The organism is Campylobacter sp. CNRCH_2014_2452 (genome assembly GCF_025772865.1).
Taxonomy (GTDB): Bacteria; Campylobacterota; Campylobacteria; order Campylobacterales; family Campylobacteraceae; genus Campylobacter_D; species Campylobacter_D lari_D.
Genome location: NZ_JAKMSX010000002.1, coordinates 71,555 through 91,698 on the forward strand (window position 1 = coordinate 71,555; position 20,144 = coordinate 91,698).

General features: G+C 31.3%; 17 protein-coding genes. 6 read left to right on the forward strand and 11 right to left on the reverse strand.

Features of this window, described 5'->3' with window-relative positions:
* The first annotated feature begins 83 nt into the window (after positions 1-83).
* A complete protein-coding gene (locus L8X38_RS01480) occupies positions 84-956 on the forward strand; it encodes a formimidoylglutamase (protein WP_263661071.1) in 873 nt (290 codons plus the stop codon).
* The gene (gltS, locus tag L8X38_RS01485; RefSeq protein ID WP_133319408.1) at positions 953-2,143 is read left to right on the forward strand and encodes a sodium/glutamate symporter; all 1,191 of its coding nucleotides are present in this window, start codon (positions 953-955) and stop codon (positions 2,141-2,143) included. Before L8X38_RS01480 ends, gltS begins: the two co-directional genes overlap by 4 nt.
* Before the next feature lie 24 nt (positions 2,144-2,167).
* Here gltS and putP read toward each other — a convergent pair whose 3' ends face one another.
* From putP to nspC, 11 genes are all read right to left on the reverse strand, one after another.
* Complete coding sequence (gene putP, locus L8X38_RS01490; RefSeq protein ID WP_220566430.1) at positions 2,168-3,649, reverse strand: sodium/proline symporter PutP; 1,482 nt, start codon at positions 3,647-3,649, stop codon at positions 2,168-2,170.
* A 12-nt stretch (positions 3,650-3,661) separates the two neighbouring features.
* Positions 3,662-7,159: a bifunctional proline dehydrogenase/L-glutamate gamma-semialdehyde dehydrogenase gene (locus L8X38_RS01495; RefSeq protein WP_263661072.1), complete on the reverse strand. Its 3,498-nt coding sequence runs from the start codon at positions 7,157-7,159 to the stop codon at positions 3,662-3,664.
* A 138-nt stretch (positions 7,160-7,297) separates the two neighbouring features.
* A complete protein-coding gene (gene selD, locus L8X38_RS01500) occupies positions 7,298-8,329 on the reverse strand; it encodes a selenide, water dikinase SelD (RefSeq protein WP_263661073.1) in 1,032 nt (343 codons plus the stop codon).
* On the reverse strand, positions 8,326-8,904 hold the full coding sequence (gene yedF / locus L8X38_RS01505) for a sulfurtransferase-like selenium metabolism protein YedF (RefSeq protein ID WP_263661074.1): 579 nt from the start codon (positions 8,902-8,904) through the stop codon (positions 8,326-8,328). Before yedF ends, selD begins: the two co-directional genes overlap by 4 nt.
* A gap of 48 nt (positions 8,905-8,952) precedes the next feature.
* Positions 8,953-9,681 carry a winged helix-turn-helix domain-containing protein gene (locus L8X38_RS01510; RefSeq protein WP_263661075.1) on the reverse strand — a complete coding sequence of 243 codons (729 nt, stop codon included), beginning with the start codon at positions 9,679-9,681 and terminating at the stop codon, positions 8,953-8,955.
* Positions 9,682-9,736: 55 nt separating this feature from the next.
* Positions 9,737-10,306 (reverse strand): formate dehydrogenase FDH3 subunit beta, encoded by a 570-nt coding sequence (fdh3B, locus tag L8X38_RS01515; RefSeq protein WP_263661076.1) that lies wholly within the window; start codon positions 10,304-10,306, stop codon positions 9,737-9,739.
* A 10-nt stretch (positions 10,307-10,316) separates the two neighbouring features.
* Complete coding sequence (locus L8X38_RS01520) at positions 10,317-13,139, reverse strand: formate dehydrogenase subunit alpha (RefSeq protein WP_263661077.1); 2,823 nt, start codon at positions 13,137-13,139, stop codon at positions 10,317-10,319.
* Positions 13,140-13,155: 16 nt separating this feature from the next.
* Positions 13,156-13,359 carry a twin-arginine translocation signal domain-containing protein gene (locus tag L8X38_RS01525; protein ID WP_012661099.1) on the reverse strand — a complete coding sequence of 68 codons (204 nt, stop codon included), beginning with the start codon at positions 13,357-13,359 and terminating at the stop codon, positions 13,156-13,158.
* Positions 13,360-13,534: 175 nt separating this feature from the next.
* Positions 13,535-14,215, reverse strand: a complete 681-nt coding sequence (locus L8X38_RS01530; protein WP_263661078.1) for a molecular chaperone — start codon at positions 14,213-14,215, stop codon at positions 13,535-13,537.
* Positions 14,216-14,278: 63 nt separating this feature from the next.
* The gene (locus tag L8X38_RS01535; protein ID WP_263661079.1) at positions 14,279-15,208 is read right to left on the reverse strand and encodes a formate dehydrogenase subunit gamma; all 930 of its coding nucleotides are present in this window, start codon (positions 15,206-15,208) and stop codon (positions 14,279-14,281) included.
* A gap of 136 nt (positions 15,209-15,344) precedes the next feature.
* Complete coding sequence (gene nspC, locus L8X38_RS01540) at positions 15,345-16,508, reverse strand: carboxynorspermidine decarboxylase (RefSeq protein ID WP_263661080.1); 1,164 nt, start codon at positions 16,506-16,508, stop codon at positions 15,345-15,347.
* Between the two features lie 145 nt (positions 16,509-16,653).
* Here nspC and L8X38_RS01545 point away from each other — a divergent pair, with 145 nt between their 5' ends.
* Genes L8X38_RS01545 through L8X38_RS01560 form a run of 4 tightly spaced genes read left to right on the forward strand, consistent with a single transcriptional unit; the run spans position 16,654 to position 20,062 of the window.
* Positions 16,654-18,198, forward strand: coding sequence for a multicopper oxidase family protein (locus L8X38_RS01545; RefSeq protein WP_133319419.1), 1,545 nt, complete (start codon positions 16,654-16,656; stop codon positions 18,196-18,198).
* 9 nt (positions 18,199-18,207) lie between these two features.
* Positions 18,208-18,429 (forward strand): MoaD/ThiS family protein, encoded by a 222-nt coding sequence (locus L8X38_RS01550; RefSeq protein ID WP_133319420.1) that lies wholly within the window; start codon positions 18,208-18,210, stop codon positions 18,427-18,429.
* A gap of 3 nt (positions 18,430-18,432) precedes the next feature.
* Positions 18,433-18,879, forward strand: a complete 447-nt coding sequence (locus L8X38_RS01555; protein WP_133319421.1) for a molybdopterin synthase catalytic subunit — start codon at positions 18,433-18,435, stop codon at positions 18,877-18,879.
* A 1-nt stretch (position 18,880) separates the two neighbouring features.
* Positions 18,881-20,062, forward strand: coding sequence for a molybdopterin molybdotransferase MoeA (locus L8X38_RS01560; RefSeq protein WP_263661081.1), 1,182 nt, complete (start codon positions 18,881-18,883; stop codon positions 20,060-20,062).
* Positions 20,063-20,144: the final 82 nt, after the last annotated feature.

Sequence of the window (20,144 nt, forward strand, 5' to 3'; positions counted from 1 at the left end):
AATAAATAATGTTATTTCTCAAAATACAAAAATATTTAAAAAAATATCTTACATTGAAATTAAACACAAAAAAGGAGGAATACATGTGGCAAGGGAGAAATGATGGTGATGAAATTATCCATAAACGATTATTTAAATGTTTAAATCACTCTTCAAATAATAAATTATTAGGCTTTTGTTCATCATTGGGTGTGCAGAGAAATAATGGTAGAATTGGAAGTGAATTAGCACCAAAAATTATAAGAAAGAATATGGCAAATTTTGCTATACATGATGATTTTGATTTTGATGATTTAGGAGATATTGAAAATTTTGATACCCTAGAATTAGGCGATGAACTACTTTATCACAAGTGCTTAGAAATTTTACATAATAATCATTATGGTGTAATTTTAGGAGGTGGACACGAAACATCTTTAGCTTGTATTAAAGCGCTTTTAGATTACAAAAAAAGTGTAGGAGTTATAAATTTTGATGCACATTTTGATGTAAGAATTCAGGAGTTACATACTTCTGGAAATTCTTTTTACAAAGCTTATGAATATGCAAAAGAAAATAATTATAATTTTTCTTATCTTTGCTTGGGTGCAAGTAAATTATCTAACACAAAAGCACTTTTTCAAACTATGGATAATATGAAAGCAAGTTATGTTTTAGATACTGAATTTGAAAAATGTATAGAAGTCATTAAAAACTTCTTAAAACAAAATGAAGTTGTTTATTTAAGTATTGATATGGATGTATTTTCACAAAGCATAGCTCCTGCTGTAAGCGCCCCTGCTGTTTTTGGTATCAATTTAAAAGAAATTTTAACTCCGATAAAAATTATTTTTGAAAGCAAAAAAGTTGCTTTAGCAGATATTTGTGAATTTAATCCTAAATTTGATATAGACAATCACACTGCAAAAATCGCTGCTTATCTAGCATATTTTTTATTAAGTAAAGGAATGATATGAAATTTGATAGTTTAAGCGTATTAGCTATTAGTATCGGGGTTTTATTGTTTGGTATGTTTTTGAAAAAACGCTTTTTAATCTTAGAAAAATTTTGCATTCCCGCACCAGTTATAGGTGGATTTTTAATCAGTATAATCATTTGGATTTTAAGTTTTATTGAGATTAAAGTTGATTTTGATACAAGTTTACAAACTCCTTTAATGGTAGCTTTTTTTACCGTAATAGGATTAAGTGGAAGTTTTAAACTCTTAAAAGTAGGAGGAAAAGTACTTTTAATCTATCTAGGTTGTTGCTGGTTTATGGCTTTAATGCAAAATTTTATCGGCATTTCCATGATGAGTTTATTCGATTTAAATAAACTATATGGAATTTTATGTGGTGCTGTTTCTTTGGAAGGAGGACATGGAAATGCTATAGCTTTTGGAGGTATGGTTGAAGAATTAAGTGGCTTAAATAACGCTAAAGTTTTAGCAGTGGCAGCGGCAACCTTTGGACTGATTTCAGGGTCTTTGCTCGGAGGTCCTGTAGCAAAATATCTTATAAATAAACACAAATTAAAAATCACAACTAATCAAGATATTAAAGATATAGATCCTCTAAAGCATGAAATTCACAATGCAAATTATAAAGATTTTTTAAAATCTTTATTTTTAATATTATGTATTATGTGTATTGGATTTTTTTTAAGTTCCAAATTTACACAATATAGCGGCTATTCTTTGCCTAGTTATGTTGGTGCCATGCTTGTTGCTATTGTTGTAAGAAATATTAATGATTCTTTTAATATTTTTAAGCTAAATCAATATACAATAGATACTATAAGTGAGTTAAGCCTTGGTATTTTTTTAACTATGGCTATGATAAATTTAAAAATAAACGAACTAAGTGCTGTTGCTACACCTCTTTTTATTACTTTGATTGTGCAAGTTTTAGCTTTACTATTCTTTACAATTTTTATAGTTTTTAGATTATGCGGAAAAAATTATGATAGTGCGATTATGTGTGCCGGACTTATGGGACATGGTCTAGGTGCAACACCAAATGCAGTAGCAAATATGAATGCAGTTTGTTCTAGATATAATTTAACTTCTAGACAAGCTTTTTTAATAGTACCTTTATGTGGTGCTGTTTTAATTGATATTGTTGCAATACCTTTAAATACTTATTTGATTAATATTTTTTCATAGTTACTCTCGCATATTGCGAGAGTATTAGAGATGTTTTAGCATTGTTTCATAAGCTGCTTTAGTTCCTGGGCGAACTTTAGTTACCATGCTCACTAAAATAATCACAACAGAAGCAGCTAAAAATCCTGGAATGATTTCATAAATAGGAAAATCAAGCCACTCTGCTAAGAAATTTTTATATACTACAACTACAACTGCACCGGTAATCATACCTGCAATAGCAGCATATCTAGTCATTTTTGACCAAAATAACGAAAAGAGCATTACAGAACCAAAACTTGCTCCAAACCCTGCCCAAGCATAAGCTACTATACTTAATACGCTTGAGTTTTTATCAGTAGAAATAATAAAAGCTATCACAGCTACTGCTAAAACACCAAATCTACCCAAAGTCATCACTGTTTTATTGGACGCTTCTTTGTTAAAAATTCTTTTATAAAAATCCTCTGCTATAGTTGAACTTGAAACAAGCAATTGCGAACTTGCTGTGCTCATAATGGCTGCCAAAATAGCACTTAATAAAACACCTGCTATCCAAGGATTGAAAAGCAATTGCGACATTACGATAAAAATCTTTTCAGGATCTTGCAAACTAAGCTCAAATTTACTCACATAAGCTATACCTAAAATACCTATCAAACAAGCTCCAATTAAAGATATAACCATCCAAGAAATTCCTACAAAAGTAGCAGTTGGAATATCTTTAGTTGATCTTATAGACATAAAACGCACCAAAATATGTGGCTGACCAAAATACCCAAGCCCCCAAGAAAGCGCTGAAACTATACCCAAAAAGCTTAATCCTTCCCCCATAGAAAAAGTATTTGGCTTAATTTCTTTGACTATATTAACAGCTTCACTAAAGCCACCCAAATGATAAATCATCACTATAGGTACGATAATCAAGGCACTCATCATTAATAAACCCTGAATTAAATCCGTCCAACAAACTGCCTTATATCCACCCAAAAATGTATAAGCAACTATAATCACAGTTCCTGTAGTAAGCGCATAATCATATTGGATTCCAAAAGTTGCTTCAAAAAGCTTTGCTCCACCTACAAGTCCTGAAGAAACATAAAAAGTAAAGAATATCAAAATAACAATAGCACAAACCACTCTTAATATATGCTTATCATCATCAAATCTTGTTTCAAAATAATCTGGAATTGTAATAGAATTTGCAATCACACTAGTATAAATTCTAAGTCTTTTTGCTACAAAAGCCCAGTTTAAAAATGCTCCTATACTAAGACCTATTGCAATATAGCTTTCAGCTAAACCACTTACATATAAAGCTCCCGGTAAACCCATTAAAAGCCAACCGCTCATATCAGAAGCTCCAGCACTAAGTGCTGAAACTACCGGCCCCATAGAACGACCACCTAAAAAATAATCCTCTGAATTTTTATTTTGTTTATAAAAATAAAATCCAATAAAAAGCATTAATGCTGAATATGCGACAAACATTATCGCAATTTGAGTATTAATGTGCACAACCTCCATTTTTTCTCCTTTTTATTTTAAAGCACGAATGCCTAAATTTCCATAACGGTGGAAAGATATACTTAAAGCTTTTTCATTATGATATAAAAGCAACTCAAAACGTCCGTTCATTAAAGGCTTAGCATTGGCAATGATTTTTGCACAACTTGCTGCTTTTATGAAAATTTCATCATTAATATCTAATGGAGCAAAATAACGAATTCTTTCATAATCAGCTATTTTGCTAATGAAATTTTCTTTACTTTCTTTAAGGAATAAAGTTTTTGAACTAATTTTTTGATTAATCTTTTGCACAAGATCTATTTTTTCATGCTCATCATAACTTAAAATAAGATCAATATTTAGCACACTAGCTGCTAAAATAACTCCTAAAATATCTTTTAAACTATCATCTTTATGTACTCTATAAGCAATATTTTTAACCTTTGTATAAGAGAAAATATTATCCTCGCCTCTTATATTGACATAATCTTTTGCACTTGCAAATTCATGTTTTGCATGATAAGCATAGCTTCTTGCCATAGCTTTAATGACTTCAAAATCGGCTTTATCTTTTTCATTTAAATCCAAGCTTAAAGCATTTAAATTTGATACTAATTCATTATCTAAAACATTTTGATCAGCTTGACTTTGCTCTATATCTAAAAATTGAGTGATGTAATTATAAATTCCAACTTTTCTACCAAAACCAATGGCTGATTTTTTAATACCACCAAAAGGTTGTCTAAGAACTATAGCTCCTGTTGTTGGTTTATTGATGTAAATATTTCCTGCCTCTATGTGAGTGTGGAAGTATTCCCATTCTCTCTCATCTAAACTTTCAAATCCTGCTGTAAGTCCATAACCTGTAGAATTTACTATATCAATAGCTTCTTTTAAATCTTTTGCTTTCATTACAGTTAAAATTGGCGCAAAAAGCTCATTCATGTGTGTAAAATCACCTTTTTTTGTACCATATTTAATCCCTGGAGTTAAAAGATAAGGATTATCATCTACAAATTTAGGCTTTAAAGCCCAACTTTCATATGGAGCTAACTCATCTAATGCTTTTTGCAGTTTTACATCTGGTTTATCTGCTAAAGCTCCAAGTTTATTTTTAAATACAAATGGATTTCCAACCGCCATAGAACTAGCAGCATCTACCAAGGTCTTTTTAAATTCCTCATCTTCATAAACTTCTTCTTCCAAAACAAGTAAAGAAGTAGCAGAGCATTTTTGACCTGAATTTGAAAATGCTGAATGAATGATATTTTTAATCGCACTATCACGATCAGCAAATTTAGAAACAATAGTTGCATTTTTACCGCCTGTTTCAGCACTTAAAAGTAAGGTTGGATTAGCTTTGAGCATTGCATAAGCAGTTTCTTCTCCACCGGTTAATACTGAAAATTTCACACTTTGATCAACAAGCAAGTATTTTGATATATCACTACCTTTAGCAGGTAAGAAAATCAAAGCATCTTTTGGAATTCCCGCATCCCAAAAGCATTTACAAAGCATATAACCTGTTAGCATGGATAAAGATGATGGCTTATATATTACTTTATTACCTGCAGCCAAAGGTGCTGCTATGGTTCCTACTGAAATACCTACTGGAAAATTCCATGGTGCAATTACCACACCTATGCCTTTTGCTTTAAAAGTAGTATTTGGATTTTGCTCTTTTAGTTTTTCCAAAGAATGTGGGTAAAATTCTAAAAAGTCTATAGCCTCACTAACTTCAGGATCAATCTCTAAGAAAGTTTTTCCTACTTCTAAAGCTGCTATACCTATTAAATCTCCTCTACGATCTCTAACAAGTTGAGCAGTTTTTGCTAAAATTTTATAAATTTCATCATGACTTAAATCACTAAAATTTGAGCTCTTAGCTACATCTAAAGCATATTTAATCTCTTTTTGGCCTGCTAAATGTGCTTTACCTATAGTGCGATTTTTGATTTTATCTTTAACTTCTATTACTTGTAAATTTTCATTTTTAATTTCTTCTTTTGCAACCGGATACACATCATAATTTTCTAAATTTTCATATTTAGTTCTTATATTTTTAGCCCATTCTCTATTTGCTTTTAAGATAAAATCTGTATCAGGTTCGTTTTTAAATTCTTTACTCTCATAAGAACTAATAGCCTTTATCTCATTATTTCTATCTTGAGTTCTATGAGTAGAATTATCCAAACTAGCAACGCCTTCTAAAGATTTTATAAATAATTCTTTTTGCATTTGCCAATTTTTATCATTGATTTTAAGGTTGAAAAAATATCTCATGAAATTATCTTCACTAGTATTTTCATCAAGTCTTCTTACTAAGTAAGCAATGGCATTATTAAAATGCGCTTCATCACACACCGGTGCATAAAGTATAAGATCATGCATTTTAGAAAGCTCATAAGAGCATTGCAAACTCATACCTTCAAGCATTTCAAAAGTAAAAGATGATAAAGCTCCTGCTTGTGAAATTCTAGTATAAGCATAAGCAATTTCAAATAAATTGTGACTCGCAATACCTACATTAATATATTTATAATTATCACCCTCTAAGACAAAATCAAGCATTTTCTTATAATTACTATCTGTGTCAATTTTTTTATAAAAAGTAGGTAGAGCCCAACCTCTTTGCGAAGCTATAGTTTCTTCACTTTCCATATTCGCTCCTTTAACAAAGCGAATTTTTATAGGCTTCATACCTTTTAAAACTCTTTCTTTTGAAAAAGCAAAAAGTTTTTTCAAATATTCATAAGAATCAGGAAGATAAGCTTGTAAAACGATACCTGCTTTAATATTATACTTTGCAATACTTTCCATAAAAGCTTCAACGGTTAATTCTAAATCTCTAAATTCTTCCATGTCAAGATTGATAAATTTAGACACACCTTGCTTTTTTTCTTCTTCTAAAGCAAGAGCATATAATTTATCCAATCTTTTTACCACTTCATCTTTAGAGTATTCAAAATCAATGATATTAATTTGAGAAAAAATGGTAGTGATTTTAATTGAAATATAAGTAATATAGCTTGTTTTTAATGCTTCTTCATATTTTTTTACTCTATAAGCACTCTCAGCCTCACCCAAAACCTCTTCACCAATTAAATTTACATTTAAGGTAATTTTATCTTCATCTTTTCTTTTACGCATATGAGGCTCTAAAACACTAGGGTTTGCATCTAAAACCATAGCTTTAGTATCTTCTCTTAAATGCTTAATGAAAAATGGCACACTAAGAGTTGGTGCAAATTTTCCAAAATTTAAAAATGAAAAAAGCAAAAATTTTTCAAAAGCACTGAAAAAATCTGCTATACCATATTTGTTTAAAGTATGCTCTATAAGCTCAAAACTCGCACTTTTATCTTTACATCTAAAAGAGCGATCTAAAAGTTCAATCAACATCACTTTATTTTTAGGATTGTTTAAAAGTTTTTGCATTTTGGCGTGAAATTCTTTTTCACTTTGAGAGATATTACTTTCTATTTTTCTTTGTAATTCTTCAGCTAATTGCAAAGCTTTTTGTATCATTTCTTCCTCCATTTAGTAATTAATATCTTTTATGATACAAAAATAGCCACAAAAATCAACATATATTTATTTATAATTTATTTTTTTATGTAAAAAAGTAACAAATATAAACATATATTTTTAATTGTAAATAAAATATTAGCGTAATAATAAATAATTATGAGTATTTCTTACACATCTAGCAATAATCTTTGCCTCTATATTGTAATCTTTCAAAATTTTCAAAGCCTCATTTGCATCTTTTTCACTCATTGCAGCTAAAAGTCCACCTGAAGTTTGAGGATCAAAATACACTATATCTTCATCTTTTTCATTTAAATTATCAACCCAAATTTTTAGGCTATCTTTATTTTTATAAGCTCCTGCTGGGATTATCCCCATATTAGCCATTGGCAAAACTCCATCCATTAAAGGAATTTCATTTTTATACACTTCTATCATAATCTCTTCATTTAACATTTCTTTTAAATGCCCCAAAAGGCCAAAACCAGTAACATCACTTAAAGCACTAAGACTTTTAAACCCCTTTAAAATACGACTTGCGTAAAGATTTAAAAAACTCATTTGCTCTATTGCTTTTAAAATCTTTGCTTTTTCTAGCAAACCAGCCTTGATAGCAGTGCTAATAATGCCACTACCTATAGGCTTAGTAAGTAAAATAACATCACCATCTTTTGCACTATTATTAGCTATAAATTTCTTAGGATGAACTACACCTGTCACACTAAGACCAAAAATAAATTCATCATTTTCTATAGTATGGCCACCTACTAGCACAGCACCAGCTTCTTCAACCTTAGCTCTAGCACCTTCTAAAACTTCAAGTAAAATTTCATTGTTAAAATGACAAGTATCAAAGCCTACAATATTTAAGGCATTAATCACCTCAGCACCCATAGCAAATACATCACTTAAAGCATTGGCAGCAGCTATAGCACCAAAATGATACGCACTATCAACCACAGGTGTGATAAAATCAAGTGTTTGCACTAAAGCTAATTCCTCATTTAGCTTATAAACACTTGCATCTTCGTTATTATCAATACCACTTAAAATGTTTTCATGCGGTTTTAAAATGCCAAGAATTTTGTTAAGACCCACCGAGTCTAGTTTGGCAGCTCAACCCGCAGCTTTTACATATTGAGTTAGTTTTTGGTCTTTATATATCATAAAGAAATAATCTTTGCCTTTCCAAAAAGTTCATTTAAAATTTCATAAGCATTACCTATTTTACCTATTTTAAGCTCTTTAGTTTTACCAAAAAATTCCAAACATGCCCCACAACTATAAATTTCAACCCCTAAATTTTCAAGCTCTTTCATAGCTTCAAAAGCCATATGAGAACAATCAGTATTCATTAAAACACTATCATTAACACAAAGGATTTTTACAGGTTTATTAGGTAAATCTTTTAAGGTTTTTAAAAAACCTAGCATTAGATTTTTCCCAAGTTCCCCTTCGCCTACTTTATCACTTTTTAAAAATAACACATTGTATTCTTGTAAATTTTTTTCTTGAGTTTGAGCTATATTACTATCTTTTATAATGCTAATAATACTTTCATCATTTACATCTTTCACACTAAAGTTCAAATTTAAAGATTTTAAAAACCTCATTACATTTTCTTTAGAAGCTTGAGAATTTAAAAGAATTTCTAAATTTTCATTTTCTTTTAACTCCTCTAAAGCCTTTTTTGTCTCTATCACAGGACGCGGACAAGCTAAATCTCTACAATCAATTTTCATTTTTTACCTTTTTTACTTAATGATATATTTTTATAACTTGTATTCAAATTAAGTTTTATCTTTTTCTTGATTTTTCTTGAAAAATAATTCTTTAAAGCGTTTATTAGTGTATTCTTCTACATCTTGTTGTAAAATTTTAAAATTTTGAATTAGCTCATAAGCTCTTGGAGTAAGCTTACTACCTGATTGACTTCCCCTTCCTTTTTTAGCAATGAGCAATTCTTCTTTCATATTTTTTTCTAAATCCTGTATATAAAGCCAAGCTTTTTTATAATTCATCCCTAGTTGTTTAGCCGCTTGGGAAATACTTCCGCATTCTCCAACTAATTCTAAAATATCTGTTTTCCCTTTACCAAAAAGTAATTCTCCATCAGGATTTTCTACCCAAATTTTGCTTTTTATATGAAATTTTTTACCTTTTTTTTCTTCAAAACAACCAAGTTCGCAGTATTTAATATCAATTTTATAAGTTTTAAGCGTAGCTCTCATATCAGCCATATTAAAGTTTTTAGCACATTCTAAAGCATCTTTACATGATATGCGACGCTTAGAATCTAGTTTTGTTTCTAATTTTTCTAAAATTTCACTTTTTGCTATATTTTTATTTAACTTTCCAAATTGACCTAACTCGCAATCTGAAATTTTTACATCCATTTTTTTTATACTAGCTTGAAAATCTTCTTTGGAGTATTGTTTTAAAAGCTCTAGTGCTTTTTTACAAGTAAGTTTATTATTTTCATCAAGATTTTTTTGAATTTGTAAATTTAATTCTTCCATGAATTAACCTTGGATTATAAGTAGTAAAAAAGGGTGCCTGTAAACACCCTTTGGGTTATTTTGCATCAAGTCCTAAATTTTGGCCCTTAAGCAAAACTCTTTTTCTATACATTGCACTAACTTCAGCTGCATCACCAACCAAAAGTGCATTTGTAGAACAAACTGCAGCACACATAGGTACTTTACCTTCTGCGATACGATTTTGTCCATAAAGTTCTCTTTCTTCATGAGAGTTACTAGGTTCAGGACCACCTGCACACATAGTACATTTATCCATTTGACCTTTAATACCAAAAGCACCATCTCTTGGAAATTGTGGAGCACCAAAAGGACATGCATAAAGACAATACCCACAACCTATACAAGTTTTTTTATCATGTAAAACAATACCATCAGCTCTAATATAAAAGCATTTTACAGGACAAACTTGCTCACATGGAGCATCTGTGCAGTGTTGGCAGGCAAGAGTTGTTGAAAACTCTTTTCCTTCTATGCCTTCATTTAGAGTGATTACCTTTCTTCTATTAATCCCCACTGGCACTTCGTGCGCACTTGAACAAGCCACTTGACAAGCAAAGCAAGAAATACAGCGATTATTATCTACATAAAATTTCATTCTAGCCATAACTTACCCCTTAAGCCTTTTCAAGTCTGCAAAGTCCTGCATTAAATTCAGAAATTTGCGTATTTATATCAAAACCATAGTTAGTAACCGTGTTAGAACTTTCACCTATAGTATAAGGTCTAGTGCCTTCAGGATAATTATAACTTAAATCCACTCCTTGCATAATACCCGCAAAGTTATAAGGCAAGCAAATTCTATCCGGTGTAACAGAATGATTATGCACACATTTTACTTTAATCTTAGTACCTTGCGGTGAATGAATCCACATCATATCTCCATCATTTATACCATATTTTAAGGCAAGTTCAGGGTGAACATTAGCAAACATTTCAGGTGTGATTGCAGCAAGATATTTACTAGTTCTCTCAAGCATACCTGCACCACTTAAATTTACTAAACGCATACTTGAAATGATAGTTGGAAACTCTTTACTCCAATCTTTCTTTTGTTGCTCGCTGATAAATTTACTCTCAACTCTGAAATTTTTCTCTTGATCACCCCAAGTAGGATATTTTTTAACCAAATCCCAACGAGGTGAGTGAATAGGCTCTCTATGTAACGGAATAGGATCTGCAAATTCCCAAACTTTCATTCTAGCTCTTGCATTACCTAAACAGCAAGCACTCTTTTCTCTACATTTTTCTAAAATAATACCTGAAATATCTGTACTCCAGCTAGCGCCCATTAATTCTTTTTCGCTATCACTTAGTTTGATATTAAATACTTTTTCAATATTTGCCTTAGTGATTTGTGGGTAACCACCTTTAACTTTACATCCTTTTGGAGTAAAGGCATCATCTGCTAATTGAGAATGTCCTTCATGCTCTAAACCAAAGCGGTTTCTAAAGCCCATACCGCCTTCTTCATAAGGCACATCAGTATTCCATAATATAGAAGTTCCCGGATGTTGTTCATCCCAACAAGGCCAAGGTAAACCATAGTATTCGCCTTTAACTTTACCACCAATACCTCTTTGAGTATCAGGATCAAAATGTTCCCAATTTTGCTGGTGTTTTCTTAAGCGTTCAGCTGAAATACCTCTTAAGCCTATGCTTAAAAGACCATTACTCATTTCTCTTGTAGCATCATCAGGCCATATAAAATTATCATCATTATCATCTCTTGTTTGCACAAGCTTATGATCTTTCAATTCCATTTTCATACCGCGAGTGTATTCTTTGTAAAAACCGAATTTTTTAGCAAAAGCAAACATAATCTCTTGATCCTCTTTGCTTTCATAAATTGGTTTTACTACTTGAGAACGCCATTGCATAGCACGATTAGTCGCAGTGACATAACCTTCTGTTTCAAATTGAGTACAAGCAGGGATAATATAAATACCATCAGAACGATCTGCTAAAACTGCTACTTCATTTACAAAAGGTTCAGCGATTACAATCATATCAAGTTTTTTAAGCGCTTCTTGAATTTTTACCGTATGCGCCATAGAAGTAATACCCGTTCCTTGCACCCAAAGCACACGGATAGGTGAGTTAGAATAAGTTTTTTCTTCATGTAAAACGCCTTGCCACCATTTTGCTAGTGAAAAACCTTTTTCATGCATCCATTCTTTAGAATAAAATCTTGAATTTAAATATTCTCTATCTACATTCCAAAAATTAGCAAAATGATTCCACGCATTATCATCAAGCCCATAATAAGCTGGTAAAGTATCAGCCAAACAGCCCATATCAGTAGCACCTTGAACATTATCATGACCTCTAATGATGTTTGTTCCTGCACCTGGTTTGCCTATATTACCAAGAACGAGTTGTAAGATAGCTAGAATTCTTGTGTTAGAGCTACCTACTGAGTGTTGAGTAATACCTAAAGCCCAAAATAGCGTAGCAGGTTTGATTGTAGCTAACATTCTTGTGATTTTTTCAAGTTGAGCAGCTGGAACACCTGTTACATCTTCTACAACTTCAGGAGTCCATTTAGCAGCCTCTGCTTTTATTTCTTCAACCCCATAAGTTCTAGTTTTGATTAATTCTTTATCTTCCCAACCGTTTTTGAAGATCAAATGAAGCATACCATAAACTAAAGCTATATCTGTGCCTGGACGAATTCTTACATATTCATCAGCATGTACTGCAGTTTTTGTAAATACAGGATCTACAACTACCAATTTAGCATTATTACGATCTTTTGCTTGCAATAAGTGTTTAAATCCGATAGGATTTGCCACAGCAGTATTTGCACCAAAAATAATCATCATTTTTGAGTGTTTAGTCACATCACCAAAATGATTTGTCATAGCGCCATAACCCCATGTATTCGCCACACCGGCGACTGTTGCGCTGTGTCAAATTCTAGCAACGTGGTCTATATTGTTAGTACCCCAAAATGCTGCAAATTTTCTAAAATAATAAGCTTGTTGGTTATTAAATTTAGCCGAACCTAAAAACATAACACTATCAGGTCCATTTTCTTTACGGATTTCAAGCATTTTATCGCCAATTTCATTGATAGCTTGCTCCCAAGTTAAACGTACCCATTTGCCATTTTCTTTTTTCATAGGATATTTAATACGCTGCTTTGATTTAGTAAGATCGATTTGATCTATCCCTTTACAGCAGTGTGATCCTTGAGAAATAGGATGTTCTATAGCGTTTTCTTGACGCACCCAAACTCCATCTTGCACTTCTGCTTTAATTCCACAGCCTGCACTACAGATACTACAGATTGTTCTAACAATCTTAGAATCTGGATAAGGATTTGCTACTTCTTGTTCACTTGCAGCTCTAATAGCTTTGTTTTCACTACCAAAAGCCGCACTTCCAAGACCAGCAATACCAGCAAGCTTAAGAAAATTTCTTCTTGCTAATGCCATCTTCTTCCTTTCTTAATTAATAAGCTATTTTGTAGTATTTTTCCCAATGCATAGTTTTTTTATAAAGCACTTCTTTTTTAGTACTTTTTCCTAAAACTACGGTATTTTGCTCTTGGTAATCATCTTTAGCTAAAGCATTCACACTTGCCCCAGCTACTACCCCTAAAGCACCAATTTTCAAAGATTTTTTTAAAAAATCCCTTCTTTGATTGGCCTCCATGTTCTCTCCTTTGAAATAAAAGTAAAGAATAACTATAAATACTTATTTTCAAAGTATTTATACACTTAACAAAATAAATTTTGCATATTTTCACTTAAGATTTTATTTAATTTCTATTTTCATAAAAAGATGATTTTGATAATATGTATTTTGGTAACAAAATACATATTAATTTCTATAATTTACTAAGTTCTTCTATATTTGTTTTGCTAAATTTAGTAGGAAGTCTTGGCTCATAAGGAAGTCTTTGTAAAGCCTCATCTGCTACACTTTTACCTTCTTTTTTTATAGGTGCTTGTACTTCCAAATAAGCTCTTTCATTTACAAAAAAGACTTTCATAATATTGGCAATAGCAATGTAAAAATTTGAGTTTTTGTGGATTTGTAATTTTTCTATAAACTCATCTATTACAGGGTTTATCACAAAACGAAATAATTGCTGTGCAACTTTTAAATCATGCTCAATAATACTTGCCATAAAAGCAAACAAAAAGCCAAATTCATCTTCACTTTGCCTACAATCTTCTTTTTTTCTAAATTTGGTTTTTCTAATGATTTCACAGGCTTGAAGCTTCATTTTGCCATCATCCCTACCCTCATCATAAAAAGAAGCACTAATAGGCACATTCACATAAGAAAAATCAAAAAACACTCCATTTTGTTCTTCTTTAAAACTTGCAAAATCACATACACTAAGTTTTTCAAAATCAAATTTTAAACTATCATCTAAAGGACTTTGAGCTAAAACTAAAACTTGCTCATGCCAAATTTTAAACTCATTTTCATCGATAAAATTAAAAGCTTTTGAAAAAAATTCATAAAAATATTTACGCGAAAGATCAATATCTTGTATCATTAATTTTCCTTGTTATTTTTATTTGATTATAACAAGGAAAATTTAAAAAAATCAAGTGAGATTTTAAAATTTTGTTTTAGAATCGTAAGTAAACGATGGATTGATTTGTTTTTTATCGCTTAGTTCTTTATACCAATAAGAATGTAAAATATAAACTTCCTCTTCTTCTTTATAACCACTAATCATAGAGTGGATACTTCCTTTAATAGCAAATACGGCCATATAAATATGAATAGCAAAAAATACTGCACATAAAATACCCAAAATATTATGGATGATAGCTGAAGCTCTTAAAATATCTATATGAGAAATTCCAAAAATAGATTGCAAAGAAGTAGAATTAAAATCAAGGAAAAACATAAACGCACCAGTGATTATCATCAAAAAGCCACCAAAAACAGCTATATAATACCAAGATTTTTGACCAAAATTAAACTTACCCGCAGGCACAGGTTTTTTCTCTTTGCTTAAATATCCACCTACTATCATCATCCATCTTAAATCATAACTTGCAGGAAGCATTCTTTTAATCCAACACAAAAACATAGGAATGATAGAAATGATAAATAAAATAGTAGCAATACCATGTAAGTTTTTACACATTCTTACAAAAAATCCACCGCCAAAATACGATCCAAAAATCATAATAAGTCCGGTTGGTACAAGGATAATCCAAGAGATTGCTGCTACAAAATGAAACAATCTTTCAAATACTGAAAAAGCGTAAATTTTCTTACCATCATGAGAAAATTTCTTTGGACCTATGACCATATAATGCAAAGCAAAAGCTGAAATTACGACTATAAGTATAATCAAAACAGCACTTGCAATATACTCACCTTGCAGTTTAGTCCACAAAGCACCAAAATTTTGATAACTTTCTATATTCATCACTCTTTGCACATCCCAAATTTGAGTATTTTTAACTTCAAAATTTTCTTGAGCAAATAGAAAGTTAAAACAGGCTAAAAGAGCTAGTATAACTCTATGCATAAATTACTCCTAAACATTACACGCTAGAAAAAGCTTAGCATTGTAGTTTTGTTAATTTTCAGTTTCCATTTTTATTTTAAAAAAAGTTTTATTTAAAAAACATAAATTTGCAAAAAACTACAAAAAAACTCAATTTTTAGTTTCTTTTTGAATAATTTTCATAACAAAACTCTCTTATCATAGATAAATTTTCATTCTTATCTAAGAACATTAAATTTGGAAGTCTTACTCCATTAAAAGTGGTGTTTTTAACTATGGAATAATGAATTTGATCTAAAAATACTATTTTTTGCCCTATTTTTAACTCTTGATTAAAAGCATACTCACCCATGATATCCCCTGCTAAGCAAGTATTACCACCAAGTAAATAAGCAAATTCATTTTCTTTTAACTCGCTGTAATTTTGTCCATCACGACTTGATAAAATTCTAGCATTTAAAACCTCGCTTGTATAAGGCATGATGATAGTATCTGGCATATGAGCTTCACTTGAAGTATCTAAAATAGCTATTTTTTTCTCATTTTCTACTATATCTATTACACTTGCAACTAAAGTCCCACACTGCCAACCCACAGCCTCACCTGGCTCAAGATACACTTGCACTCCATATTTATCGCTAAATTTTTTACAAAGATCAATTAGTTTTTGCGTGTCATAACCTTCTTTAGTAATATGATGACCTCCACCAAAATTAACCCATTTCATATTTTTAATAAATTTTGAAAATTTAGCTTCAAAAGCATTTAACACAAGCTCTAAAGAATACGCACTTTCTTCACATAAAGCATGAAAATGAAGCCCACTTAAAGCACTTAAATCTTCATTTTCAAAATCAATCGCACGAATTCCTAATCTTGAAAATCTACCACAAGGATTATAAAGTTCTTTTGGAGCCACTGAAAGCTCTGGATTACAACGCAAACCAAGAGACTTTTTACTTGCTTTATCTTTAAATTTTTTAAACTGATTAAAAGAATTAAATACTATATGGTGTGAAAGATCTATGATTTCATCTATTTCATCATCTTTAAAAGCAGGTGAAAAAGTATGAATTTCTTTGTTCATATATTCTTTTGCGAATTTAGCTTCCCAAAGCCCACTGCAAGTACAACCTGATAGATACTCACCCACTATATCCATAGCACCTGAAAAAGCAAAACCCTTTAGAGCAAGCAAGACTTTTGCTCCACTTTGCTCACTCACTTTAGCCAAAAGCTCACAATTTTTTCTAAGCTTGTCTTCTTCTAAAATATAAGCAGGGGTTTGAAAGTCTTTATCTAAATGATTTTTAATTAGCATTATTTGTCCTTAATTTTTTGATTTAAAACCACTTGTATAACAAATCATATTAACATTATATCTTGTTTTTATAATTTACAATCATTAATCAAATAATAGCTATAATCAAAATCCAAATCAAAATTAATTTAGGAGTAAAAATTTAATGGATAGAAGGTTATTTTTAAAATTTAATGCTTTAGGTTTAGCAAGTATTAGCAGTGCTTATGCAATGGGGGATCATTCTCATCATAATATGCACTCAAAACATACACAAAAAGATACAAAAGAAATCGATACTTCTTTTATCAAACTAGAAAATCCAAACATTAAACTACTCGATGAAAAAGACTTTCCTAGCGGACAAACATTAGCAAATTTAAAACTTCTAAAAAACACAAGTGCAAAGAAAAATTTCTTTAGATCAAGTATAGAAATCAAAGAAAGTCAAATAGAGCTTGTTAAAGGTAAAAAAACAAAATGCTTCACTTACAATGGCTCTATACCTGGACCCAAAATAGAAGTTTATGAAGGTGACACTGTAGAAATTTTGGTAAAAAATAGTTTAAAAGAACCAACTACAATCCACTGGCATGGACTTGACATACCACCTGAGCAAGATGGCAACCCACACGATCCTATCATGCCTGGTAGAGAAAGAATTTATCGCTTTAAACTTGGAGAAAATTCAGCAGGAACTTACTGGTATCATCCGCACCCACACTACACCACAGCAAAGCAAGTTTATAAAGGCTTAGCAGGGGTATTTGTAGTAAAAGCTAAAAAAGATGCGTTGTCGCATTTACAAGAACAAGATTGGGTGATTAGTGATCTGCGTTTAGATAAAAACGCACAAATTCCTGATAATAATTTATTTGATTGGCTAAATGGTAGAGAAGGAAATTTAGTTCTTATCAATGGACAATTAAAACCAAAAATAACACTTGACAAAGCTCAAAGAATTCGTATTTATAATTTTTGTGCGGCAAGATATTTAAATTTACGCATTAAAGGTGCTAAATTTATTTTAGTAGGAACTGATGGAGGGCTTATAGAAAAAGGTGTTGAATTAGATGAATTATTTTTAAGTCCTGCTTCAAGAGTAGAAGTGCTAATCAAAGCAAGTAAGGGTGAATTTAAACTTGAAAGTACTTATTATGACCGCGATAAAATGCTTGTTAAAGAAGAACCTTACACTCTTATGTTGGCTGATCTTAAAGTAGAAAAAACTATAGAAAACATACCTGAAAAGCTACGAGAATTTTCACCTTTAAAAGAAGCTACAAGCTTTAAAGAAGTGATTATGAGCGAAGATCATATGCAAATGCATGGTATTAGTAAAAAAAGTGAAGAAGAAATCAAAAAAAGCCTTGCCTCTATGTTTTTAATCAATGGTAAAACATTTGATATGAATAGAACGGATTTAACCTCAAAATTAAATGAAGTAGAAGAATGGGTAATAAAAAACAAATCGCATATGGATCATCCTTTCCATATACATGGAACACAATTTGAACTCATATCTTCTAAATTTAAGGGTAAAATAACAAAAGCAAAATTCAGAGCATTGCAAGATACGATTAATGTAAGACCTGGAGAAGAATTAAGACTTAGAATGAGTCAAAAATTTACCGGTATTAGAATGTTTCACTGCCATATTTTAGAGCATGAAGATCTTGGAATGATGGGAATTTTAGAAATCAAAGAATAAAGGTAAAAAATGGTAAAAGTTGAATTTCTAGGGCCAATTAACAAAGAAAGCTTGGAGCTAAATGTAAATAATCTTAAAGAATTAAAAGCAATTTTAGGACAAGATGAAAGCTTAAAAGAATGGCTTGAGCTTTGTGCAGTTGCCTTAAACGATGAAATGGTTTTTAATGATGAAACTACCTTAAAAGATGGGGATAAAATTTGTTTATTACCACCGGTTTGTGGAGGATGAGTTATGTTTGAATTACATCAAGGAGCCTTAGAAATTCCTAGCATTTATGCTAGATGGTATGAATATGCTAAAGATAAAAACTGCGGAGCTTTGATCACATTTTGCGGTATAGTGAGGGCTGAAGATGAGATTGAGGCTTTGAGTTTTGATATATATGAGCCTTTATTAAAAACTTGGTTTGAAAAATGGTGCCAAAAACTTGCAAATGAAAATGTAAGCTTGATGTTTGCTCACTCTATCGGCGAGGTTAAGGTGCATGAGAGTTCTTATTTTGCTGGGGTTTTAAGCAAGCAAAGAAAATTAGGACTTAAGTTAATTAATGATTTTGTAGAAGATTTTAAAGCAAGCGCACCTATATGGAAATATGATATCATTAATGGCAAAAAAATTTATGCCAAAGAACGCTCTTTGAAACTTCAAGGAGCAGGAATTTTAAGCACTAAGGACTAAAATGCTAACTTCTTATAGTCAAAGTTTAGACATACTTCATTCACACATACAAACATATGAAAAAATAGAAAACATCGCTTTAACACAGTGCTTAGATAGAATTTTAGCCATAGATATCAAAGCTTCTACTAACAACCCTCAATTTCCCACAGCCTCTATGGATGGTTATGCGATCAAATTTAGCGAACAAGATGAGCCTTTGTCTATCATAGGCGAAGTACCTGCTGGAATTTTCCCAAGCTTTAAAATACAAAATAAAGAATGTGTTAAAACCTTTACAGGCTCTTTGATGAGTGAAGGTTGTGATACCTTAGTGCCTGTGGAAAAAGTTGAGGTTAAAAACGGTGTGGTTTATATAAAAGAAAAAGTTCCACAAGGCTTTGCTGTGAGAAAGGTGGGCGAAAGCTACACCAAGGGCGAAATTTTACTCACTAAAGGCACAAAACTAGGTTATAGCGAGATAGCACTTTTAGCTGAGCTTGGATATTTTCACATTAGTGTTTTTGCTAAACCTATCATAGGCGTGCTAAGTAGCGGAAGTGAGATCAAAGACTTAGGCGAAAGCTTAGAACACCCTGCACAAATTCGCTCATCAAACCATGTAGCCATAGCTAATATGGCAAAAAAACTTGGTGCTGAAGCTAGAATTTTCCCACTTTTAAAAGATGATATGCAAAAAACCCCGAGTGTTTTAAAACAAGCACTTAATGCATGTGATATTTTAGTCACCACTGGTGGAGTTTCCATGGGGGATTTTGACTTTTTAAAGCAAGCTGTTAAAGAGTATGAAATCATCATAGATAAAGTCGATGTAAAGCCTGGCAAACACATCAAAATAGCCAAATTTGAAGATAAATTCATCTTTGCCCTGCCGGGTTTTCCATACTCGGCTATGGTAATGTTTAATTTATATGTAAGAGAACTTTTAAATGTTTGGCTTTTACAAGAAAAAGACTATGTATTTAAGGCATTTGCAAATACTGACTATAAGAAAAAAAGTCCACATTTAGAATTTGTAGCTTGTAATGTAGAATTTAAAGATGGAAAAATTTATGCCAATTTAAAAGGCAAAAAACAAGGCTCAAGCGCTATCATAAATAATTTAAACAACAAAGCTACACTTATGATAGCACATGATGATATAAAAGAAAATGATTTAGTGGATATTGTTTTAATGCCTTAAATTAACTATTTTATTTATTATAAATAAGGAGCGAATATGCAAAAAATTCTATTTTTAACACTTGCAAGTGTCACTTTAACAT